Origin of the sequence: Nonomuraea sp. NPDC049421, from assembly GCF_040677005.1 — a bacterium.
GTDB classification, from domain to species: domain Bacteria; phylum Actinomycetota; class Actinomycetes; order Streptosporangiales; family Streptosporangiaceae; genus Nonomuraea; species Nonomuraea salmonea.
In genome coordinates this window covers 89,971-109,853 of the sequence record NZ_JBFAQA010000002.1, presented here as the reverse complement: position 1 = coordinate 109,853, position 19,883 = coordinate 89,971, and the positions used below count along the sequence as shown (strand labels likewise).

Genomic DNA, 19,883 nt, shown 5'->3' with positions numbered 1-19,883 from the left:
CTAGCACGTGGAGATGACATGGAGCTGCACCTCAACGGCAAGACGGCCGTGGTCACGGGCGCGAGCAAGGGCCTCGGCCTGGCGATCGTGCGGACGCTGACGGCCGAGGGCATGCGGGTCGTCGCGGCGGCGCGTACGATCACCCCTCAGCTCAAGGAGACCGGCGCGGTCACGGTGTCGGCCGACCTCGCCACCCCCGGCGGGCCAGGCGAGCTGATCGCGCAGGCGCTCGCCGAGCTGGGCGAGCTCGACCTGCTGGTCAACAACGTCGGCGGCGGCGACGCGACCCCCGAGGTCGCCGGCCCGTTCGCGGACATGAGCGACGACCTCTGGCAGCGCACCTACGAGCTGAACCTCTTCAGCGCCATCCGCGCCACCCGCGCCGCCCTGCCCAGCCTGCTGCGGCGTCGCGGCGGCGTGGTCAACATCTCCTCCATCTCGGCGCGGATGCCGAGCGGCGGGCCGATGCCGTACGCGACGGCCAAGGCGGCGCTGACCGTGTTCGGCAAGGCGCTGTCGGAGGAGGTCGGGCCGCAGGGGGTGCGGGTCAACACGATCTCCCCCGGCGCCGTCCGCACCGCGATGTGGGAGGAGCCGGGCGGGTACGGCGCTCTGCTGGCCGGGATGCACGGGGTGGAGCTGGAGCAGTTCCTCGCCGGCCTGCCGGCGGCCACCGGCGTGACGACCGGCCGTCTCATCGAGCCCGAGGAGGTCGCCTCGCTGGTGGCGTGGCTGGCCTCACCCCACGCGGCCAGCGTCACCGGCGCCGATCACATCATCGACGGCGGCGTCATCAAGACCGCCTGAGCCGCGCCGGGCTCAGGGGGCGGCGGCGTGCGGGCGATCGGGGGTGTTTCATGCGGGTGCCGCGGCGGGGCGGGGCTCGCCCGCCTGGCGGGCGCGGGAGCGGTAGCGCAGGGGCGACATGCCCACCTCGCGCTTGAACGCGGTGCTGAACGCGCTCTCCGACCCGTAGCCCAGCTCGGCGGCCAGCGACCCGACGCGTACGTCGCCGTCGCGCAGGGCCCGCTGCGCCAGCAGCATCCGCCACCGGCCGAGGTACGTCAGCGGCGGCACCCCCGCCAGCGTCCTGAAGCGTTCGGCGAACGAGGTGCGCGACATCGCGGCGGCCCTGGCCAGCTCCTCCAGGCTCCAGGGCCGGCCAGGCTCGGCGTGCATGAGGGTGAGCGCGGGGCTCAGGCGTTCGTCGGTCATCACCCGCAGCCAGCCAGGGGGCAGGTCGGCCTGGTCGACGTAGGCGCGCAGCAGCTCCAGCACCAGGAGCTGGGCGTACTGGCGGATCGCGAACGCCGACCCCACCCGGCCCGCGCCCGCCTCCTCGGCCAGCAGGCGCAGGTTGCGGTGCAGGGCGGAGGCCTCGGCGGCGCGCACGTGGCCCACGGGCGGCAGCGCCTGCGCGAGCAGCGTCCGCCCGACGTGGTTGACCTCGATGTGGCCGCCCACGACGACGTCGGGCGGGCCGTCGCCGTCGTCGTGGCCGTAGGAGTTGTAGCCGGGTCCCGGCAGGAACTCGCACACCGGCCCGCCGCCGGTGCCGCCCTCCAGGTGCAGCCACGAGCGCCCGTTGAGGATGGCGACCTCGCCCGGCCCGAGCTCGACCGGCGTGTCGAGGCCGTCGGTGCGCAGCCGCCCGTGCCCGTGGACCATCGCGATGAGCTTCAGCGGGTCGCCGATCTCGTGCTGCGACCGCCAGGGGCCGTACACCTGGAACGCGCCCGTCATCTGGCCGCGCACCTCGACGAGTTCGAACACTTCCGAGAGCTGGTCACCGCGCATGGCCGTACTATCGAGCAGAAAATCTGGACTGTCAATTATTCAGAGTACGGATGGCGGCGGCCACAGTGGGAGGCATGAATGACAGACACCACCCCATCGGGTCAGGATTCACCGCCGCCTCCACCGCCGACGACGTGCTCAAGGGCATCGACCTGTCCGGCAGGAACGTCATCGTCACCGGCGGCCACAACGGCATCGGCCTGGAGACCACCCGGGCGCTGAGCAGGGCGGGCGCGTCGGTCCTCGTGGGCGCGCGCAGCCCCGAGCGTGCGGCGCCCGCGCTGGAGGGCATCGAGCGGGTCGAGGTCGACCGGCTCGACCTCCTCGACCCCGCCTCGATCGGCGCCTTCGCCGCCCGCTACCTCGCGTCGGGACGTCCGCTGCACATCCTGATCAACAACGCCGGCATCATGTCCGGGCCGCTGGTCAGGGACGCGCGCGGGTACGAGTCCCAGTTCGCCACCAACCACCTCGGCCACTTCCAGCTCACGCTCGGGCTGCTGCCCGCCCTGCGCGCCGCGCACGGCGCCCGCGTCGTGAACGTGACCTCCGGCGGGCACCGGCTCTCCGACATCCGGTGGGACGACCCGCACTTCACCACCGGCTACGAGGGCATGCTCGGCTACGGCCAGTCCAAGACGGCCAACGTGCTGTTCGCCGTCGAGCTGGACCGCCGGTGGCAGGCCGACGGCATCCGCGGGTACGCCGTGCACCCCGGCATCGTCCACGGCACCGACCTCGGGCCGCACCTGGCCGTCGGCGAGGAGCGCCGGCAGTGGCTGAGCGACGCCGAACTGCGGGCCATGGGCATCATCGACGAGTCCGGCCGGCCGGTACACGACCCCGACCGCGAGCTGAAGACCCCGCAGCAGGGGGCCTCGACCAGCGTCTTCGCGGCGACCAGCCCGCTGCTCGACGGCATCGGCGGCGTCTACCTGAAGGACAACGACATCTCACCGGTGGACGAACCGACTGAGATCAACTTCGGCACTGACGACGACATCCGCTCCTACGTCGTCCCCCACGCCCTCGACCCGGAGTCGGCCCGCCGCCTCTGGGACCTGAGCGAACGCCTGCTCGACGCCTGACCCCGCGGCGGTCAGCCGGTGCGTTCGTCGTCGGGCGCGCCGGCGACGTCGGCCGCGAACCGGTCCCACGCGGCCTGCCGTGACACCCCCAGCGTCTCGCCGATCCTGGCCCACGTCACCCCGCGCTCGCGCAGCAGCCGCACCCAGGCGCGCAGGTCGCGCTCCGCCTGCTCCACGGTGAGGGCCTGGCGGGGCAGCATGGCCAGCATGTCGTCGTCGGACATGGTGGTCAGGTAGGCGTCGGTGCGGGGGTCGGGGCCGCGGTGCACCGGCAGGGGAGCGTCGCCGGGTTCGGCCGGGGTGCCGGCGATGATCTGGGCGGCGAGGTCCACGCAGGCGTCGCAGATGTAGACGCCGGGGCCCGCGACGACGCGGGCGGCCTCGGCGTACGGCTTGCCGCAGAACGAGCAGCGGGTCGGCAGGCCGTCGGCCGCGCCCACGGGACGGGTTCGTCTGCTGCGTGTCACGGCAGGATCATCCCACGGCGGCTTGTCAGCCCAAGCTTGACAGCTTGGCTTGTCAAGGGCAGGCTGACACGGCTACCCGGCGGAAGGACCCCCCCATGCCCACTCCCCTGCCCGACCTTCGCCCCTGCCACGGCGGGCGCGGCCGGCCCTTCGACGCCGCCCGTCCCGGCGACGTGCCCGGCGGCCACGTCGAGGAGGAGTACGTGATCAGCGGCACCGCCGCCGCCTACCAGGAAGGCGGGGCCGGCGTGCGGGCGCGCGCCCCGTACGTCACCCGCCTGCTCGCCCGGGCCCCCGAGCGGGGGTTCAACGGCGTGGTGATCGTGGAGTGGTTCAACGTCTCGGCGTACATGGACGCGGGCGTCGAGTGGGTCTACACGCACACCGAGCTGGTACGCGGCGGCTACGCCTGGGTCGGCGTCTCCGCGCAGTGCGCCGGGGTGACCGGCAGCGCCCTGCTGCCCGAGGGCCCCGCACCCGGCGGTCTCCAGGCATGGGAGCCCGCCCGGTACGGCGCGCTGCAGCACCCGGGCGACGACTTCTCGTACGACATCTTCTCCCAGGCCGGCCGGGCGATCGCCGAGCTGTTCCCGGGAGCGCGGCTGGTAGCGGCGGGGATGTCGCTGGGTGCGCACCGGCTCACCACCTACGTCAACACGATCGACCCGTTCGCCCAGGTCTACGACGGGTTCCTGATCCACAGCCGCATGGGCGCCGCCGCACCGCTCGTCCTGTCCGATCCGCCCGCGTTCGACCCGACGCCCGTGCCGTTCCGCGACGACCCGCGCGTACCGGTGCTGGCGCTGCTCACCGAGACGGACGTGGTCACCCTCGGCTACCGGGCGGCCAGGCGCCCCGACGGGCCCGCCCTGCGGGTGTGGGAGATCGCCGGCGCCGCCCACGCCGACACCTACGCCGAGGCCGGCGCCGCGCACGACATGACCCGCCTCGACCCGGCCCGGCTGGCCGCCGCGCTCGCTCCGCGCCGGCGGGCGGCCGGGTTCGACATCGGTCACACCGTGAACGCGGCGCCGCAGCACCATTACGTGGCCAACGCCGCCGTCCACCACCTCGCCCGCTGGGTGCGCGACGGCACGCCCCCGCCGCACGCCCCCCGCCTTGAGCTGCGGCCCGGAGCGTCGGCCGCGCTGGCCAGGGACGCGTTCGGCAACGCGCTCGGCGGCGTGCGCACCCCCTGGATGGACGCGCCCACCGCCGTCCTGACCGGCATCAGCCCGAACGACGGGCTCATCGAGCGGCTCTTCGGCGAGACCGTGCCGTTCGACGCGGCGACCCTCGGGACGCTGTATCCGGGCGGGATCGCCGACTACCTCAAGGCGTTCGGGGCGGCCACCGACGCGGCGGTGGCGGCCGGCTTCCTGCTGCCGGCCGACGTCGACGAGATCAAGGCGCTCGCCGCCACTTCATACCAGACCGCAAATGTGTGATCTTGCTCGGACCGCACCCGCCCTGGCTATTGTTGATCTCCACAATGCGGCGGAGGGGGATCACGACAGATGGCTCAGGACGAGTCCGAGGCGTCGCTGGGGAGCCGGTACGTGCTGCTGGAGGAGATCGGCGGCGGCGCCATGGGGACGGTCCGGCGGGCGCGCCTGCGCGACACCGGCGAGATCGTGGCGGTCAAGCTGCTGCGCGACGGCCTGGCCGCCGACCAGGACCTGGTGCTGCGCTTCGTCCAGGAACGCAACGTCATGCGCAGCCTGCGCCACCCCCACATCGTGCCGGTACGCGACTTCGTCGTCGAAGGCGACCGGCTCGCCCTGGTCATGGACCTCGTCGAGGGCGGCGACCTGCGCGGCCTGCTGCGACAGCGCGACACCCTGCCGCCGTCGGAGACGGCCCGGCTGATGGCGCAGGTCGCCGAGGCGCTGGCCGCCGCGCACGCGCTCGGGGTCGTGCACCGGGACGTCAAGCCGGGGAACGTGCTGATCGACACCGCCGGGCGGGCGCGGCTGAGCGACTTCGGCGTGGCCCGCATCGTGCACGGACCCGGCCTGACCGGCACCAGCTCGATCATCGGCACCCCTGCCTACCTGGCCCCCGAGATCGCCGAGGGTGACGCCGCCACGGCCGCCGTGGACGTCTACGCGCTCGGCCTCATCCTGTACGAGCTGCTCGCCGGTCGCCCGCCCTTCGCCGGCGACCACCCGATGGCGCTCCTCCGTCAGCACGCCACGGCCATGCCCCGCCGCCTCCCCGGCATGCCCGACGCCCTGTGGACGCTGATCTGGGCCTGCTCGGCCAAGGACCCGGCCGTCCGCCCGACCGCCGAAGCCGTCGCCGCCGCCCTCCACCAGGCGGCTCCGGCCCTGACCGGCCTCCCCGCCCTGCCCCCTGTCCCCCGCACCGACCCCGCCTCCTCCACCTCAGAGCCCCTCCCCACCCCACCCAAGCCGACCCCCACCCCGCCGCAACCGGCCCCCACCGCCTCCCATGCGTCCGGGCACCACGCCCCCATCACCCCGGAACCCCACCCTCAGACGGTGCCTTCGCAGCCGCCGTCCTCGGCTGAGCCGTCCACCTGGCCGCAAGGGGCCGGTGGCGGAGGCGCGGGGAGTCCCGCTCGGCCGTCGAGGAAGCGGGGCGTGCTCGTGGCGAGCGGGGCTCTGGCGGTGGCCCTGGCCGGAACGGCGCTGGTCGTCGCGGCACCGTGGCGGCAGGAGGTCACTCCCGTGGCCGCGCCCACGACGCCGCCGTCCGCTCCGTCCACGCCGCCCGCCACGCCGTCCGGGGCCGCGGCCGTGGACATCGAGACGCCGTCGCCGAAGTCACTGGCCAAGCCCAAGGAACGCCAGGAGACCCCGAAGGTGGTCGTCACGGTCACCTCCACCCCGCCGAGCCCGGCGACCACCGCGCCGACGCGGCCCGTACGGACGAAGTCGAGCAGGCCGAAGCCCCGGGAGACCGAGCGTGAGACCGAGCCTGAGAGCGAGGCGCCGCCGTCGGAGCCGCCGGCGCCGCAGTGGCGCTGCCGCTCCTGGCTCACCACGGCCGGCGGGGTGGACATGTCGCCGTGCATGGCGGTGACCGGCGACGTCATCCACCTGAAGGGCCAGGTCAGAGGGTCGGCGCGATCCGACGTCCACGTCCAGCTCTACGACACCGACGCCGACACGAACCTGTCGCAGCCGTTCATCTGCGCGGATGTGCTCGCGCCGGCGGGCGGGGTCGCCACATGCGGCCCGTTCACGATCAGCGTCCCGCGCAAGGGGGCGAAGACGGACATTCGGCAGCGCTGGCGGCGTACCGGCAGCGTGTCGTGGAGCGGCGGCGCGGAGAGCCCGTACGTCGTCTGGTGAGCCTCTCACCGTGCACGCCTGCCCGGGGCACGCCAGAACGAATCGACAATATGCGATATGTTGATCCGACTTGATGATGTGATCGAGGAGGATTGCCATGAGCGAGAACGACCGCCTTGACCTCGGGCCTTTCGGCGTCTACACCTTCGACTTCGAGCACCTGCCGGCGGCGCGGGTGCGGGATGCGGTCCAGGAGCTGGAGGAGCTGGGCTGGCCGGCCGTGTGGGTCCCCGAGCTGCTCGGACGCGAGGCGCTCTCGCACGCCGGCTTCCTGCTGGCGAGCACCGAGCGGCTCAAGGTGGTGAACGGCATCGCGCAGATCTGGTCGCGCGGGGCCCGGTGGGCGCACGGCGGCGCGCTCCTGCTGGCCGACGCCTACCCGGGACGGCACGTGCTCGGGCTGGGGTTCGGCGGCGAGCCGAAGCCGGGGGTCAAGCCGCTGGGGGCGATGGCGGCGTACCTGGACGAGATGGACGCGCTGGCGACCGTGAACCCGGCGCCGCGGGGTCCGGTACGGCGAATCCTGGCCGCGTACGGGCCGAAGATGCTGGAGCTGGCCCGGGACCGGACCTCGGGCGCCCAGACCTACCACGTGAACGTCGCGCACACCGCGCAGTCGCGCGAGCTGCTCGGGCCTGAGGCGTTCCTCGCGGTCGAGCACCCCGTGCTGTTCGAGTCCGACCCCGAGAAGGCCCGGGCGATCGCGCGCGAGCACCTGAGCCCCTACCTGTCCCAGCCCTACAACATGGCCAAGTTCCGGCGGCTCGGCTACTCCGACGAGGAGATCGGCGGGGGCGGCAGCGACCGGCTGGTGGACGACTTCGTGTTCTGGGGCGAGCCGGACGTCATCGCGGACAAGCTGCGCGCCCATCGCGAGGCCGGGGCCGACCACGTCACGGTCCAGGTGATCGGCGTGGAGCCGGGCGGCTCGGCGATGCCGCAGTGGCGGCTGCTCGCCGAGGCGCTCCTGCCCCTCAGTACGATGTGAACACATCGATTTGACCAGGAGGCGGGGTGCCGATCGTCCTCGCGCTGCTGTGCGCGGCGCAGTTCATGGTCGTCCTGGACGTGTCCGTGGTGAACGTGGCCCTGCCCTCCATCGCGGAAGCGCTGGCCGTCGGGCCTCGGGAACTGGCCTGGGTCGGGAACGCGTACGCGCTGACCTTCGGCGGGCTGCTGCTGCTCGGCGGGCGGCTGGCCGACCTGTACGGGCACCGGCGGGTCTTCGTCACGGGCCTGGCCGTGTTCTCCGGGGCCGGCCTGGCCGGTGGGCTGGCGGGCACGGCCGGGCTGCTGATCGCCGCGCGGGCCGGGCAGGGGGTGGGGGCGGCGATCCTGGCGCCGGCCACGCTCACCGTCCTGACCTCCGTCTTTCCCGAGGGGCCGCGGCGTACCCGGGCCATCGCCGTCTGGACGGCCGTCAGCCTGGCGGGCGGCACGGCGGGCAACCTCATCGGCGGGGCGCTGACGCAGTACCTGTCGTGGCGGTCGATCCTGCTGGTCAACGTGCCTATCGGGCTGGCCTGCCTGGTCGCCGCCCGCCGGCTGACCGCCGGTCCCGGGCGGCGCCGCGGGCGGCTGGACGTCCTGGGCGCGCTGACGGCCACCGGCGGGCTGGTGGCGCTGGCGTACGGGGTGTCCGGGTCGGTCGTCGCCGTCGTCGGCGGGTGTGTTCTGCTGGGGTTGTTCGTGCTGGTGGAGACGCGGGTCGCGGCCGTTCCGCTGATCCCGCCCTCCCTGGTGCGGGCGCGGGCGATCTGGCTGGGCAACGTGGCGATGCTGCTGGCCGGTGCGTGTCTCAACCCGATGTGGTACTTCCTGACGCTGTCCCTGCAGAACGTCCTCGGTTACGGGGCACTGCTGACCGGGCTGGCGTTCCTGCCGCACACGCTGCTGACCATGCTCATCGGGCTGCGGGTGACGCCTTGGCTGATGCGGCGTACCGGTGATCGGGCGCTCATCGTCGCGGGCGCGCTGATCGGGGCGGCCGGCTTCCTGTGGCAGAGCCGCCTCGGGCCGGGCGGCGACTACGTGACCGCCGTCCTGGGGCCTGCCGTGCTCATCTCCCTCGGCGGCGGCCTGCTGAACACCCCGCTGACCGTCACCGTCACCTCAGGCGTGGCCTCGGAGAACGCCGGGGCAGCCGCCGGCCTGATGAACACCGCCAAGCAGATCGGCGGCGCCCTGGGCCTGATCACCCTGGTCGCCTTGACGTCCGCGCAAGGGGCCGACGCCGGCCCCGCCGCCCTGGCGGAGGCCTACGGACAGGCGTTCGTGCTCATAGCGGCGGCGCTGGCCGGCGTCGCCGTCCTGGCCCTCGCTCTACCGCACCGCCGCGATCACGCCACCACCCCCGCCGTTGAACCGGCGGCTGAGGAACACACCCACTGACCACAGCCAGGCGACGGCCGGCTCGGGACATCAGCCGCCGTCGGAGCTGATGGCCTTTGGGGGAAGGGGGGTGGGGGCGGCGCCGAGGTGGGGCCGGCGTGCGAGCCGGGGCTCCGCCCGGGCCGGGGCGGCGTTGGAGGGCGGGTCGGTGCGCAGGCTGAGCCGGCGTTCAAGGCGGGTCGGTGCGCAAGCTGAGCCGGCGTTCAAGGCGGGTCGGCGTGCAGGCTTGGGGGGAGCGGTGTTCAGGTGGGGTCGGTGGAGAGTTGTTCGGCGCGGTGTCGGAGGTCGGTGGCGAACTCTTCGGCGCGGGCCAGTTGGGTGCGCAGGGCGGCGCAGCGGTCGCGGGCCGCCTCCTCGAAGCGGGCGAGTCTTACCGCCAGGTGAGCGCGTTCGGCCGGTGACAGCGCCGGCCGCTCGGCCGGTTCTGAAGCCGGTGCCGGCCGCTCGGCCGGTTCCGTGGCCGGTTCCGTGGCCGGTTGTGGGGTCGGTGGGGTCGTTTCGTCGAGGCGGTCGGTGATGGAGAGCAGCTCGCCCATCTCTTCCAGGGTGAAGCCGAGTGGCTTCATGCGGCGGATCACCATCAGGCGGGCGACGTCGGCCTCCGTGTAGAGGCGGAAGCCGCCCAGGCTGCGGGCGGACGGCCGGACGAGGCCGACCTCGTCGTAGTGGCGGATGGTGCGCAGCGACAGCTCGGTGCGGGCCGCCACCTCGCCGATGTGCATGTGACCTGATGTCTCCATGACGGGCGGCGCAGGCTCGTCCATCTCTCGTACGACCTCACTGCCCGGCGTGGTGTGGGAGCGGCGTGCCAGGCCCCGCCAGATCTCTACCTTAACGTTAAGGTAGAGTTGCCGGTGGCCGCGCCGGGAGAGGCGCGGACCCGACATCCCCGGCGCTCCGGCCACGACGACGTGTGCCGCCCCCCGCCATCCCCAAGGTCAGGACTCTCGACGCGCGCATGCCTTTGATCACCACCGCCTGCTGCCCACCGTGACCTGCCCACCGTGACGTGCCCGCGGCGCGCATCGCCGCCCCGTCTCTCCCCCTGTCTCTCTCCCACTGCGCCGTACGCTCCGGCGCCGCCTCGCCCTCGTCAGAAGGACGTTCGTTGCCCAGCTCTTCCGTGCCCGCCCGCCCGTCCGCGTCCCTGGCCGCCCGGCTGCGGCCCGGCCGGCCCGCCTGGCTGTCGCCGTCGGTCGCGCGTACCGAGTTCCTGTCCGGCCTGGTCGTCGCGCTGGCGCTGATCCCTGAGGCGATCTCGTTCTCGATCATCGCCGGGGTGGACCCCAGCGTCGGCCTGTTCGCCTCGTTCACCATGGCCGTGGTGATCGCGTTCGTCGGCGGCCGGCCCGCGATGATCTCCGCGGCGACCGGCGCCATCGCGCTGGTGGTGGCGCCGCTGAGCCGCGAGTACGGCTTCGGCTACCTGATCGCGACGGTCATCCTGGGCGGGCTGATCCAGATCGTGCTGGGCGCGCTCGGCGTGGCCAAGCTGATGCGGTTCGTGCCGCGCAGCGTCATGGTCGGGTTCGTGAACGCGCTGGCCATCCTGATCTTCATGGCGCAGGTGCCGGAGCTGATCGACGTTCCGTGGGTCGTCTATCCGCTGGTGGGCGGGGCGCTGGTGCTGATGGTGCTGCTGCCGCGCCTGACCAGGGTGGTGCCGGCGCCGCTGATCTCGATCGTGGCGCTCACCGCGCTCACCATCGGCGCCCACCTGGCGGTGCCGACGGTCGGCGACCGCGGCGCGCTGCCGGCCTCGCTGCCCGTGCCCGGCTTGCCCGACGTGCCGTTCACGTGGGCCACGCTCACCCTCATCGCCCCGTACGCGCTGGGCTTCGCGCTGGTCGGGCTGATGGAGTCGCTGATGACGGCCAAGCTCGTGGACGACATCACCGACACCCGCTCGTCCAAGACGCGCGAGTCGATCGGCCAGGGCGTCGCGAACATCGTCACCGGCTTCTTCGGCGGCATGGGCGGCTGCGCCATGATCGGCCAGACGATGATCAACGTCAGGAACGGCGCCCGCACCCGGCTGTCCACGTTCACGGCCGGGGTCATGCTGATGGTGCTGTGCGTGGTGTTCGGGCCGCTGGTGTCGCAGATCCCGATGGCCGCGCTGGTGGCGGTGATGATCCTGGTGTCGTTCGGCACGTTCGACTGGCACTCGATCGCGCCCGCCACGCTCAGGCGGCTGCCGGTCGGCGAGACCACCGTCATGCTGGTCACGGTCGCCGTGGTGGTCGCCACGAGCAACCTGGCGATCGGCGTCGCCATCGGCTCGCTGACCGCGCTGATCATCTTCGCCCGCCGGGTCGCGCACCTCGCCGACGTCACCGCCTGCCTCGACCCCGAAGGCAGGCAGGTCGTCTACGCGGTCACCGGGGAGCTGTTCTTCGCCTCCAGCAACGACCTGGTCTCGCGGTTCTCCTACGCGACCGACCCCGACGACGTGGTCATCGACCTGACCGACGCGCACATCTGGGACGCCTCATCGGTCGCCGCGCTGGACGCCGTCGAGGCCAAGTACGCCGCCCGCGGCAAGAGCGTGCGCATCGTGGGACTCAACCAGCCGAGCGCCCGCATGCACGAGACCCTCTCAGGCGAGCTGTCCGGCAGTCACTGAGCCGGCGGCGAACAGCAGGCGCGTGCGCCATCGGCCGTCATGGTCGCCATGAGGACGACACGGACGGCCGGGGCTCGTGCGGGCGCGCCGCGACGGTGCTGCGCGAGCGGCTGCGGATGCTGCTGGAGGAGACCGCGCTGGGGCGGCGGGCGGGCACGCACGTCGTGGTGGTGGGCGGCGGCGCTGCAGCGGCGCGGGGTGCGGCTGCTGGCGCGGGGTGCGGCTGCTGGCGCGGGGTGCGGCTGCTGGCGCGGGGTGCGGCTGCTGGCGCGGGGTGCGGCTGCGGCTCGGCTGCACGGTCGCGGCGGTGGAGCAGGACGCGGTGGTGCTGAGCGACGGCCGGCGGGTACCGAGCGACCTGACCGTGTGGGCGCTGGGGGTGACCGCAGTGACGTCAGCCTGGACACCACGCCGTCCTGCCGCGGGGTGTGCGGCCTGATCAGTGCTTGCGCTTGTTCCGCTCGCTGCGGTAGGCGATGCCGATCGCGATCAGGATGGCGATGGCGGAGATGATCCAGACCGGTTCCACCGGGTTCCTCCCAACGCTGCGGATGGTGCGGCGCTCGCCCTACCCGGAGAGAGGCACGCAAACGGATATGTAGGCATTGACGTGCATTGTCCTGATGTGACGGTTTCAACGCTCACTTTCAGGAAAGAACCTTGCCCGCTGACCGCTACCCCACCTGACCCCCGGGAGACCTCCATGCTCACACCCACCGCCCCTGTTCCCGCCGGCCCCCATGACGCGGCCGCGGGTGGAGGGGCGCGGGTGCTCTGCTCCGGCGACCCGTACGACCTGACGGGCACCGCGCACTCGTGGAGCGAGTTCGGCGAGGACGATCTGGGCACCCTCTACCGCTGCGACGTGTGCGGCGTGACCGACGTCGCTCCCTGACCACGCGCCGCAAAAGGATTTGCGGGCCGCGACCGGCATCGGGCAGCCTTGCCCCTCGTGAAAATGCACGCCGACCAACTGACGATCGAGGCCGAGACCGTACAGAAGCTGGTGGACGAGCAGTTCCCGCAGTGGCGCGGCCTGCCCGTCGCCATGCTCGCCACCCAGGGCACGGTCAACGCCATCGCCCGCATCGGCGACCGCCTCGCCGCCCGCTTCCCGCTGCAGCCCGGCGACCCCGAGGCCGTGCGAAGCCTGCTGGAGGCGGAGGCGGGCGCGGCCCGCGAACTGGCGGCGGCCACCCGCTTCCCGGTGCCTGAGCCGGTCGCGCTGGGCGAGCCGGGCGCGGGCTACCCGCTCCCCTGGTCGGTACAGACCTGGCTGCCGGGCACGGTGGCCACCGACGCCGACCCGCGCGAGTCGTCCGCGTTCGCCCGTGACCTGGCCGCCCTCATCGGCGACATCCGCTCCATCGACACCCGCGGCCGTACGTTCTCCGGCCGGGGCAGGGGCGGCGACCTGCCCGCCCACGACGAGTGGATGGAGACCTGCTTCCGCAGCAGCGAGCACCTGATGGACGTCCCACGCCTGCGCCGCCTCTGGGCGGACCTGCGCGAGCTGCCCCGCGAGTCCCCCGACGTGATGAACCACGGCGACCTCATCCCCGGCAACGTGCTCGTCGCGGACGGGCGGCTGGCCGGCGTGCTCGACACCGGCGGCCTCGGCGCCGCCGACCCGGCCCTCGACCTCGTCAGCGCCTGGCACCTGCTGGAGGCGGGGCCGCGCGAGGAACTGCGGGCCGCGCTCGGCTGCGATGACCTGGAGTGGGAGCGCGGCAAGGCGTGGGCGTTCCAGCAGGCGATGGGCACGGTCTGGTATTACGTCGACAGCAACCCGCCGATGAGCCTCATGGGGCGGCGCACCCTGGAACGCATCCTTGCAGAAACCGGGTGATTTTCCGCCCGCCAGCCCTGAAGAATACGGGCATGTCCCAGGCGAAGTTGCGTACTGACCGGATCGATCTCGTCCCGCTCGCCGACGAGCACCTCGAGCACGAGATCGAGCTCGACTCCGATCCCGAGGTGATGCGCTACCTCACCGGGCGCGCTCGCACCCGCGAGGAGGTCGAGGCGGCGCACCGGCTGCGGCTGGAAACCGCCGGCCGGGTCCCCGGGCTCGGGTTCTGGGCGGGGTTCGTGGCCGGGGAGTTCGTCGGATGGTGGATTCTGGAGCCGCCAGAGCGCGCCGACCAGGGCCCGGTCGCGGGGCAGGCCGAGCTGGGTTACCGGCTGCTGCGCCGCTTCTGGCGCCAGGGCCTCGCCGGCGAGGGGGCACGCGAGCTGCTGCGGCACGGCTTCGAGGACCTCGGGCTCGACCGCGTCTTCGCCGAGACGATGGCGGTCAACGCCGCCTCCCGCGCCACGATGGCATCCCTCGGCATGACGTACGTGCGCACGTTCCACCAGGACTGGGACGACCCGCTGCCCGGCGGCGAGCAGGGCGAGGTCGAGTACGCCATCACCCGCGACCAGTGGCTCTCCCACCGCGCCACCCACACCTGACCACCCGGCCCGCCGCGACCCACGCCTGAGCCCCGCCATCCACCGCGACCCACGCCTGAGCACCCCACCCGCCGACGACGACGCCTGACCGGCCCGCCCGCAGCTGCTCGGCGCCCGCTACCCCGCCCTCATCCTGGCGAGCAGCGCCGGGCTCCAGTGCGTGCCGTAGACCTGCCGCAGCCGTTCCGACCGCCAGTCGGCGCCCGTGACCACCCCGCGGCACGACGGCGCCCCGCATCGGCACGCCATCGACCACCCCTCGACGCCGGTGTGCGTCGCGTAGTCGATGGTCAGCTCCTCCCCCGGCTCGATGTCGCGGCGGGCGGTGAGCGTGGTCGCGTCCTGGTGCCACAGGGCCGGGTCGCAGGAGTGGTTGCCGTACCGGACGGGGTGCGCGGGGTCGAGGAGCAGGTGGACGCCGTCCTCGACGGTGATGCTGCTGTAGGGCGGCGTGAGGGCGGCCAGCGTGTCGTCGTCGATGACCCGGCCCCCGAGCCGCATCACCACCTCGCCCCGGCGGATCCGCCCGACCGCGAACAGCCCGGTGCCCTCGATCGGCGAACGGCGCGGTGCGGCGGCGGGGCTCAGCCAGCTCTCGGCGTCGTACGTCACAGGGTGATCGTAGGGTGCTGAGATGAGTACGTCCCGAGGATCCTGGCGCAACACCACCCACGACTGGGCGACCGACGTCGACCACCGCCATCTCGCCCATATCCGCGAGGACCCCGCCGCGTACGCACCCGGCGGGGTCCTGCACCTGGTCCTCGAGGTCCTCGCCTACCCCGCGGACGAGGCGGCGGCCACCGGCGCCGGGCGCTGCACGGTCACCCTCCACCCCGACGGCTCGGTGTCCGTCGCCGACGAAGGGCGTGGCACCGACACGCGGTTCGACGAGCACGGCAGGCCCGTCAAGAAGCCCGTGATGGCGTCCAAGGACCTGCGGTTCTTCGATCATCCGGGCGCGCAGACACTGCCCGACGGGCACCCGCGGCGCGGCATGTCCGTCGTCGCCGCACTCAGCGACTGGCTCGTCCACACCAACCGCAGGGCGAACGGGTCGTGGACGCAGCGGTACGAGCACGGCGTGCCCGTCACCGGCCTGGAGCCCGTTCCCGACGACGGCACCACGGGCACCACCGTGCACTTCCTGCCCGCTCCGCAGGTGCCGCCCCTGGCCGGTGATCTGCGGAGCTTCGTGTGGCCGAGCCTGGCCGTCGCCTTTACATCGTAGATCACCAGGCGAGTATGCCGTCCTGCTCCTGGAAGGTGCCGGTGGGGCCGTCCTTGCCCATCATCGCCACGCGGGCGACGACCTGCGCGCTCACCTCGGCGGGCCGGCCGCCGGGGTGGTCCTTGGTCAGGTCCGTGTCGGTGTAGCCGGGCTCCACCGCGTTGAACGTGATGTCCGGCATCGCCTTGGCGTACTGCAGGGTGAGCATGGAGACGGCGGCCTTGCTGGAGCCGTACACGAGGGACGGCACGTGGAACGCGGGCCGCTCCGGGTCGGTGACGGCGTGGAACGAGCCGAGCGCGCTGGACAGGTTCACCACCACCGGATTGTCCGACCTGCGCAGCAGCGGCAGCGCCGCCTGGTTCACGCGGATCACCCCGACCACGTTGGTGTCGAACACCAGCAGCGCCTCCGGCCCGGCGAGGCTCTCGAGCCCGAGGCCGGCGTTGTTGATGAGCACGTCCAGGCGGCCCTGTTCGGCCTCGACGGTCTTCACGGCCGCCGCCACGGAGGCGTCGTCGGTGACGTCCAGCCGGACGAACCGCGCGCCCAGTTCGGCGGCGGCGCGGCGGCCGCGCTCCTCGTCGCGGGCGGCGGCGTACACGGTGTGGCCGGCCGCGACGAGGAGACGGACGGTCTCGTAGCCGATGCCCTTGTTCGCACCGGTCACCAGGGTCACAGTCATGATCGTTCCTCTCTTCGGTACGGGACGATCGTCCAGCGCCGGAGAGGGGTGGTGGCAGTGTCCCGGCGTTCCTGGGGGTGACAGGACCAGTCAGCATCAGGCCCGGCTGCATAGGCTCGATGCCAGAACGGATGACGCGAACGTCCTGGGCTCCTACCTGCGCGCCCGCCGCGAGCAGGTCGCGCCGGAGACGGTCGGGCTGCCGAACGCCGGCCTGCGGCGGGTGCCCGGGCTGCGGCGGGAGGAGGTGGCGATCACCGGCGTCACGGGGCAGTTGCTCGTCATGTACCACGCCGAGCCGGGGACCGAGCACGCCGACAAGCTCGCCCTGCTCTCCTCGTACGCGCTCCCGGACGGCGAGCCGGCCCGGATCGCGTCCCGCGCCGTCGTCGCCTCCTGAGCGGTCAGTTCTCCTGGTCGACCGGGACAAATTCGGGCTGGTCGAGGACGCGGAGCCAGCTGCCGTCGGGCTGGCGGCGGACGACCTGGGCGCGAGCGCCCGCCCCGTCCTTGGGCGGGGTCGAGGTGAGCGCGATGTCGCCGCTGATCAGCGTGGGCAGCGGCGGCTCCTGCTCGAAGTGCGGCCGACCGGCCAGCACCTTCTCCCACAGCTCGCGGATCGCCTCCCGGCCCTTCGTCCGGCTGCCGGGCGGGTAGGCGAGGACGGCGTCCTCCTCGTAGAGGGCGGCGACCCCGGCCGCGTCTCCGGCGTTGGACCGCTCGACGAACAGGCGGGTGATGTCTTCCGGACGCATGGCCTTCTCGTACATATATGTCCTCGTTTAGTGGTCTTTTCCGCTTTTCTTCAGCATGGCAGCGGGCACTTCGAGAAGTCCAACAGCTAGTTCTGATGGCAACTAGAATCAGCAGTCATGGAACTGCGCCAGCTCGAATACTTCGTCGCCGTCGCAGAAGAGCGGAACTTCACGCGTGCGGCCGAGCGGGTGCACATCAGCCAGTCCGGGGTCAGCGCTCAGATCAGGCAGCTCGAACGCGAGCTCGGCGCCGACCTCTTCGACCGTTCAGGACGTACGGCCACGCTCACCGTCGCCGGCAAGGCCGCGCTCGAACACGCCCGCGCCACCCTCGCCGCGGCCGCCGCCGTCGGCCAGGCGGTGGGCGAGGTCACCCACCTCATCAAGGGTCGTCTCGTCGTCGGCATGGTCAACGGGTGCACGATCACGCCGCTGTTCGACGCGCTGGCCGCCTTCCATCGGGCGCATCCCGGGGTGGAGATCTCGCTGCTGGAGGGCGACTCGGATGCGCTCGCCGAGTCCGTCCGCGCGGGGAGCGTCGACCTCGCCCTCGTCGGCACCGCCGCCGCCACCGCCCCCGAGGGGCTGTCCGAGATGACGATCATCAGCGAACGCCTCGTCGCCGCCGTGCCGCCCGCCCATCCCCTCGCCGAGCCGGGGCAGGTCACGCTGGCGGACGTGGCGGCGTACCCGGTCGTGTGCATGCCGCCGGGGACCGGACTGCGGCAGGCGTTCGACCGTGCGTGCGCGGCGGGCGGGTGCCGGCCGGCGATCGCGTTCCAGGCCGGTGCCTCCGACGCCATCGCCACCCTGGCCGAACGCGGGCTCGGCGTCGGCATCCTCAGCGAGTCGATGGCGGCGGTCTACGCCGACCGGCTCACCGCGCGGGTGATCGACGACTCGCAGGAGACCGCCCGGCTCGCCCTGACCTGGAAGACGCCGTACGGGCCCGCCGTACGCGCCTTCCTCACCCACGCCCGCCGCGCCTTCGCCCTCCCGGCCACCGCCTGACCCACCCTGCGGCGGGGAAGGCTTTGCCCCATGCTGGGGGATTTCGCAGGGCGCGGTCGCTAGCGTGGGAAGCGTCTCGCGCCGAGATGGCGCCTTCCGGGAAGCCGCATCGTCCATGTGCTCGTACGTCATGGAGGAGATCCCGATGTTCCCACGCCTGCTCATAGCCGCCGCCGTCACCCTGTCCGCCCTGATCGGTCCGGCCTGGACCAGCGTGGCCGGAGCCGTCACGGTGGCGCAGGACCCGGTCCCGCTGCCGCCCGTGCCCGGCGGCTCGGACGACCCGTACCTCGAACAGCCGCCCGACACCGAGCACAACGACCGCCGGGGACAGCGCTAGGCGGTGGTGACGACGATCTTGCCGAACTGGGTGTTCGACTCCATGTGCTGATGTGCCTGCACGATCTGCTCAAGAGGGAACACCCGGTCCACCACCGGCCGGAACGCTCCGGCCCGCAACCCTGAAGTGATGAACGCGGCCGCGCGGCGCAGCCGTTCCTGATCCTTGGCGACCTCGAGCATCGTGTACGTGCGCAGGTTGAGCGCCGGCATGCCCAGCTCGAACCCCGGGTACGGAGTCGGCTGCCCGCTTAGCGCACCCCACAGGAACAGGGTGCCGTCGGCCGCCACGGCCCTTGCCAGGTCCACGACGCCTGGTCCGGCGACCGCGTCGAAGACGTACTCGGCGCCCTTGCCGCCGGTCAGCTCCAGTACGCGCGCGGTCACGTCCTCCTCGTCGGAGACGATGACCTCGGCGGCGCCCTCCTCGGCCAGTTGCCGGGCCTTGGCGCGGGTGCGGGTGACGGCGAGCGGCCGCGCGCCCAGCCGGTCCGCGGTGTGGATGGCGGCCAGGCCGACGCTGCTCGACGCCGCGTTGATCACCGCCACGTCCCCCGCCCGCATGCGGGCGACCTCGGCCATCGCGCCGTACGCGGTCAGGTAGGGCATCCAGACGGCGGCGCCCGAAACCGCGTCCACCTGCTCGGGCCGCGGAACCAGCGAGGTCACGGGCACGACGGCCTGCTCGGCATAAACCCCATAGTCGTTCTGCGAGAAGTTGGGGATCACGCTGACCCGCTGCCCGGACGCGAACTCGCTCACCCTCGGACCGACCGCCTCGATCACACCCGCGGCCTCGTTACCGAGCCTGCCCGGCAACCGCTTGACCGGCTCGATGTACTGCCCGCTGCGAAACAACGCCTCCGCCCGATTGACCCCGATCGCTTCGACCCGTACCCGCACCTCACCGATGCCCGGCTCTCCCGGCTCCTCGTCCTCCAGCCGCATCACCTCGGGCCCGCCGAGCTCGTGAAAACGCACCGTCCGCGCCATGCCATCCCCCATATGTACGATCATCATCGAACATTCCATGCCGATCGTATCCCCCGCACGCAGAACCCCCGCACGCCATCCCGGCGCCATCGCGATCGTTTCCTCGTCGCGGCGCCGTGGCTCATCGGGTCACGTCTTAGTGAGCCGCACCCGCGAACGGTCAGGCGCGGCGGGGGTTGCGGGTTCGGCTCATTTCGCGTCGAAGGACGACCTGGCCTCCAAGATGCCGGCCGCGTTCTCCTCGGCCCAGCCGGCCAGGTCGCGGACGATCTGCAGGAGGCTGGCCCCGCGCGGGGTGAGCGCGTAGTCGACCCGCGGCGGCTTGGTGGCGTGGACGGTCCGCGAGACCAGGCCGTCGCGTTCGAGCCCCTGCAGGGTGGCGCTGAGCATGCGCTTGGTGATGGGCTCGCTCAGCCGGCTCAGCTCGTTGAAGCGCCGCGTGCCGTCGCCCAGCTGGCAGATGACCACCACGGACCACTTGTCACCGATGCGTTCGAGCACGTCGCGGATCAGGGCGCGGCGGGCCTGCTCGTCCAGCTCGGCCTCGGCGATGGGTGGTGACATGGAAGGCAGTATACGTCAGATACCTGGTTCTGACGTGCTGGTGGTTCTCCCGGTGATACCAGGGCAGGTCAAAGTGCCTACTTGTGGCCGTAACAGGAGGAGTGCGAGGGTGTCGATGACGGACTAGGTATACAATAAGAACCATTAAGGAGCTGGGAC

The 19,883-nt window shown here is 72.5% G+C and carries 23 protein-coding genes; 15 read left to right on the top strand and 8 right to left on the bottom strand.

Going from position 1 to position 19,883, the window contains the following annotated elements:
* The first annotated feature begins 18 nt into the window (after positions 1 to 18).
* Positions 19 to 807, top strand: a complete 789-nt coding sequence (locus AB0K18_RS04090; protein ID WP_364909512.1) for an oxidoreductase — start codon at positions 19 to 21, stop codon at positions 805 to 807.
* A gap of 48 nt (positions 808 to 855) precedes the next feature.
* On the opposite strand, the gene AB0K18_RS04085 is transcribed toward AB0K18_RS04090, so the two are convergent.
* A complete protein-coding gene (locus AB0K18_RS04085; protein WP_364909509.1) occupies positions 856 to 1,797 on the bottom strand; it encodes an AraC family transcriptional regulator in 942 nt (313 codons plus the stop codon).
* Between the two features lie 74 nt (positions 1,798 to 1,871).
* Between AB0K18_RS04085 and AB0K18_RS04080 the strand changes: the two genes are divergently transcribed.
* Entirely contained in the window at positions 1,872 to 2,885 is a 1,014-nt protein-coding gene (locus AB0K18_RS04080; RefSeq protein ID WP_364909506.1) for an SDR family NAD(P)-dependent oxidoreductase, read from the top strand.
* Positions 2,886 to 2,896: 11 nt separating this feature from the next.
* On the opposite strand, the gene AB0K18_RS04075 is transcribed toward AB0K18_RS04080, so the two are convergent.
* Positions 2,897 to 3,352 carry a ClpX C4-type zinc finger protein gene (locus tag AB0K18_RS04075; RefSeq protein ID WP_364909503.1) on the bottom strand — a complete coding sequence of 152 codons (456 nt, stop codon included), beginning with the start codon at positions 3,350 to 3,352 and terminating at the stop codon, positions 2,897 to 2,899.
* 95 nt (positions 3,353 to 3,447) lie between these two features.
* Between AB0K18_RS04075 and AB0K18_RS04070 the strand changes: the two genes are divergently transcribed.
* The 4 genes from AB0K18_RS04070 to AB0K18_RS04055 all read left to right on the top strand — a co-directional run bounded on the left by AB0K18_RS04070 (position 3,448) and on the right by AB0K18_RS04055 (position 9,063).
* On the top strand, positions 3,448 to 4,800 hold the full coding sequence (locus AB0K18_RS04070) for an alpha/beta hydrolase domain-containing protein (protein WP_364909501.1): 1,353 nt from the start codon (positions 3,448 to 3,450) through the stop codon (positions 4,798 to 4,800).
* A gap of 69 nt (positions 4,801 to 4,869) precedes the next feature.
* A complete protein-coding gene (locus tag AB0K18_RS04065; RefSeq protein WP_364909498.1) occupies positions 4,870 to 6,672 on the top strand; it encodes a serine/threonine-protein kinase in 1,803 nt (600 codons plus the stop codon).
* 97 nt (positions 6,673 to 6,769) lie between these two features.
* Positions 6,770 to 7,660 carry a TIGR03620 family F420-dependent LLM class oxidoreductase gene (locus AB0K18_RS04060; protein ID WP_364909495.1) on the top strand — a complete coding sequence of 297 codons (891 nt, stop codon included), beginning with the start codon at positions 6,770 to 6,772 and terminating at the stop codon, positions 7,658 to 7,660.
* Between the two features lie 26 nt (positions 7,661 to 7,686).
* Positions 7,687 to 9,063 (top strand): MFS transporter, encoded by a 1,377-nt coding sequence (locus AB0K18_RS04055; RefSeq protein WP_364909493.1) that lies wholly within the window; start codon positions 7,687 to 7,689, stop codon positions 9,061 to 9,063.
* A gap of 242 nt (positions 9,064 to 9,305) precedes the next feature.
* On the opposite strand, the gene AB0K18_RS04050 is transcribed toward AB0K18_RS04055, so the two are convergent.
* Positions 9,306 to 9,803: a MerR family transcriptional regulator gene (locus AB0K18_RS04050; protein WP_364910487.1), complete on the bottom strand. Its 498-nt coding sequence runs from the start codon at positions 9,801 to 9,803 to the stop codon at positions 9,306 to 9,308.
* A 419-nt stretch (positions 9,804 to 10,222) separates the two neighbouring features.
* Between AB0K18_RS04050 and AB0K18_RS04045 the strand changes: the two genes are divergently transcribed.
* The 5 genes from AB0K18_RS04045 to AB0K18_RS04025 all read left to right on the top strand — a co-directional run bounded on the left by AB0K18_RS04045 (position 10,223) and on the right by AB0K18_RS04025 (position 14,146).
* A complete protein-coding gene (locus AB0K18_RS04045) occupies positions 10,223 to 11,689 on the top strand; it encodes a SulP family inorganic anion transporter (protein WP_364910484.1) in 1,467 nt (488 codons plus the stop codon).
* Between the two features lie 95 nt (positions 11,690 to 11,784).
* Positions 11,785 to 12,021, top strand: a complete 237-nt coding sequence (locus tag AB0K18_RS04040; RefSeq protein ID WP_364909490.1) for a hypothetical protein — start codon at positions 11,785 to 11,787, stop codon at positions 12,019 to 12,021.
* A gap of 371 nt (positions 12,022 to 12,392) precedes the next feature.
* Positions 12,393 to 12,584 carry a hypothetical protein gene (locus AB0K18_RS04035; protein WP_364573774.1) on the top strand — a complete coding sequence of 64 codons (192 nt, stop codon included), beginning with the start codon at positions 12,393 to 12,395 and terminating at the stop codon, positions 12,582 to 12,584.
* Positions 12,585 to 12,647: 63 nt separating this feature from the next.
* The gene (locus tag AB0K18_RS04030) at positions 12,648 to 13,538 is read left to right on the top strand and encodes an aminoglycoside phosphotransferase family protein (protein ID WP_364909487.1); all 891 of its coding nucleotides are present in this window, start codon (positions 12,648 to 12,650) and stop codon (positions 13,536 to 13,538) included.
* A gap of 32 nt (positions 13,539 to 13,570) precedes the next feature.
* Positions 13,571 to 14,146 (top strand): GNAT family N-acetyltransferase, encoded by a 576-nt coding sequence (locus AB0K18_RS04025; protein ID WP_364909485.1) that lies wholly within the window; start codon positions 13,571 to 13,573, stop codon positions 14,144 to 14,146.
* A gap of 117 nt (positions 14,147 to 14,263) precedes the next feature.
* On the opposite strand, the gene AB0K18_RS04020 is transcribed toward AB0K18_RS04025, so the two are convergent.
* A complete protein-coding gene (locus tag AB0K18_RS04020; RefSeq protein WP_364909482.1) occupies positions 14,264 to 14,758 on the bottom strand; it encodes an SET domain-containing protein-lysine N-methyltransferase in 495 nt (164 codons plus the stop codon).
* Positions 14,759 to 14,780: 22 nt separating this feature from the next.
* Between AB0K18_RS04020 and AB0K18_RS04015 the strand changes: the two genes are divergently transcribed.
* The gene (locus AB0K18_RS04015) at positions 14,781 to 15,377 is read left to right on the top strand and encodes a hypothetical protein (protein WP_364909479.1); all 597 of its coding nucleotides are present in this window, start codon (positions 14,781 to 14,783) and stop codon (positions 15,375 to 15,377) included.
* A 1-nt stretch (position 15,378) separates the two neighbouring features.
* Here AB0K18_RS04015 and AB0K18_RS04010 read toward each other — a convergent pair whose 3' ends face one another.
* The gene (locus tag AB0K18_RS04010; RefSeq protein WP_364909476.1) at positions 15,379 to 16,062 is read right to left on the bottom strand and encodes an SDR family NAD(P)-dependent oxidoreductase; all 684 of its coding nucleotides are present in this window, start codon (positions 16,060 to 16,062) and stop codon (positions 15,379 to 15,381) included.
* Here AB0K18_RS04010 and AB0K18_RS04005 point away from each other — a divergent pair.
* Positions 16,061 to 16,462: a hypothetical protein gene (locus tag AB0K18_RS04005; protein WP_364909472.1), complete on the top strand. Its 402-nt coding sequence runs from the start codon at positions 16,061 to 16,063 to the stop codon at positions 16,460 to 16,462. The genes AB0K18_RS04010 and AB0K18_RS04005 overlap by 2 nt on opposite strands.
* Positions 16,463 to 16,466: 4 nt before the next feature.
* Here AB0K18_RS04005 and AB0K18_RS04000 read toward each other — a convergent pair whose 3' ends face one another.
* Entirely contained in the window at positions 16,467 to 16,817 is a 351-nt protein-coding gene (locus AB0K18_RS04000) for an SgcJ/EcaC family oxidoreductase (RefSeq protein WP_364909471.1), read from the bottom strand.
* Positions 16,818 to 16,934: 117 nt separating this feature from the next.
* Here AB0K18_RS04000 and AB0K18_RS03995 point away from each other — a divergent pair, with 117 nt between their 5' ends.
* Together AB0K18_RS03995 and AB0K18_RS03990 are read left to right on the top strand one after the other, a co-directional pair.
* A complete protein-coding gene (locus AB0K18_RS03995; RefSeq protein WP_364909469.1) occupies positions 16,935 to 17,828 on the top strand; it encodes a LysR family transcriptional regulator in 894 nt (297 codons plus the stop codon).
* A 145-nt stretch (positions 17,829 to 17,973) separates the two neighbouring features.
* Entirely contained in the window at positions 17,974 to 18,168 is a 195-nt protein-coding gene (locus AB0K18_RS03990) for a hypothetical protein (protein WP_364909466.1), read from the top strand.
* Here AB0K18_RS03990 and AB0K18_RS03985 read toward each other — a convergent pair.
* Positions 18,165 to 19,187, bottom strand: a complete 1,023-nt coding sequence (locus tag AB0K18_RS03985; protein ID WP_364909464.1) for a zinc-dependent alcohol dehydrogenase family protein — start codon at positions 19,185 to 19,187, stop codon at positions 18,165 to 18,167. The two genes, AB0K18_RS03990 and AB0K18_RS03985, sit on opposite strands and share 4 nt — an antisense overlap.
* A gap of 162 nt (positions 19,188 to 19,349) precedes the next feature.
* The gene (locus tag AB0K18_RS03980) at positions 19,350 to 19,724 is read right to left on the bottom strand and encodes a helix-turn-helix domain-containing protein (RefSeq protein ID WP_364909463.1); all 375 of its coding nucleotides are present in this window, start codon (positions 19,722 to 19,724) and stop codon (positions 19,350 to 19,352) included.
* Positions 19,725 to 19,883 lie beyond the last annotated feature (159 nt).

Excerpts from the sequence above, each read along its gene's own strand:
- AB0K18_RS04090 (WP_364909512.1), top strand. The coding sequence starts at position 19 with ATGGAGCTGCACCTCAACGGCAAGACGGCCGTGGTCACGGGCGCGAGC.
- AB0K18_RS04085 (WP_364909509.1), bottom strand. The coding sequence starts at position 1,797 with ATGCGCGGTGACCAGCTCTCGGAAGTGTTCGAACTCGTCGAGGTGCGC.
- AB0K18_RS04080 (WP_364909506.1), top strand. The coding sequence starts at position 1,872 with ATGAATGACAGACACCACCCCATCGGGTCAGGATTCACCGCCGCCTCC.
- AB0K18_RS04070 (WP_364909501.1), top strand. The coding sequence starts at position 3,448 with ATGCCCACTCCCCTGCCCGACCTTCGCCCCTGCCACGGCGGGCGCGGC.
- AB0K18_RS04065 (WP_364909498.1), top strand. The coding sequence starts at position 4,870 with ATGGCTCAGGACGAGTCCGAGGCGTCGCTGGGGAGCCGGTACGTGCTG.
- AB0K18_RS04060 (WP_364909495.1), top strand. The coding sequence starts at position 6,770 with ATGAGCGAGAACGACCGCCTTGACCTCGGGCCTTTCGGCGTCTACACC.
- AB0K18_RS04050 (WP_364910487.1), bottom strand. The coding sequence starts at position 9,803 with ATGGAGACATCAGGTCACATGCACATCGGCGAGGTGGCGGCCCGCACC.
- AB0K18_RS04035 (WP_364573774.1), top strand. The coding sequence starts at position 12,393 with ATGCTCACACCCACCGCCCCTGTTCCCGCCGGCCCCCATGACGCGGCC.
- AB0K18_RS04030 (WP_364909487.1), top strand. The coding sequence starts at position 12,648 with ATGCACGCCGACCAACTGACGATCGAGGCCGAGACCGTACAGAAGCTG.
- AB0K18_RS04025 (WP_364909485.1), top strand. The coding sequence starts at position 13,571 with ATGTCCCAGGCGAAGTTGCGTACTGACCGGATCGATCTCGTCCCGCTC.
- AB0K18_RS04015 (WP_364909479.1), top strand. The coding sequence starts at position 14,781 with ATGAGTACGTCCCGAGGATCCTGGCGCAACACCACCCACGACTGGGCG.
- AB0K18_RS04005 (WP_364909472.1), top strand. The coding sequence starts at position 16,061 with ATGATCGTTCCTCTCTTCGGTACGGGACGATCGTCCAGCGCCGGAGAG.
- AB0K18_RS04010 (WP_364909476.1), bottom strand. The coding sequence starts at position 16,062 with ATGACTGTGACCCTGGTGACCGGTGCGAACAAGGGCATCGGCTACGAG.
- AB0K18_RS04000 (WP_364909471.1), bottom strand. The coding sequence starts at position 16,817 with ATGCGTCCGGAAGACATCACCCGCCTGTTCGTCGAGCGGTCCAACGCC.
- AB0K18_RS03995 (WP_364909469.1), top strand. The coding sequence starts at position 16,935 with ATGGAACTGCGCCAGCTCGAATACTTCGTCGCCGTCGCAGAAGAGCGG.
- AB0K18_RS03990 (WP_364909466.1), top strand. The coding sequence starts at position 17,974 with ATGTTCCCACGCCTGCTCATAGCCGCCGCCGTCACCCTGTCCGCCCTG.
- AB0K18_RS03985 (WP_364909464.1), bottom strand. The coding sequence starts at position 19,187 with ATGATGATCGTACATATGGGGGATGGCATGGCGCGGACGGTGCGTTTT.
- AB0K18_RS03980 (WP_364909463.1), bottom strand. The coding sequence starts at position 19,724 with ATGTCACCACCCATCGCCGAGGCCGAGCTGGACGAGCAGGCCCGCCGC.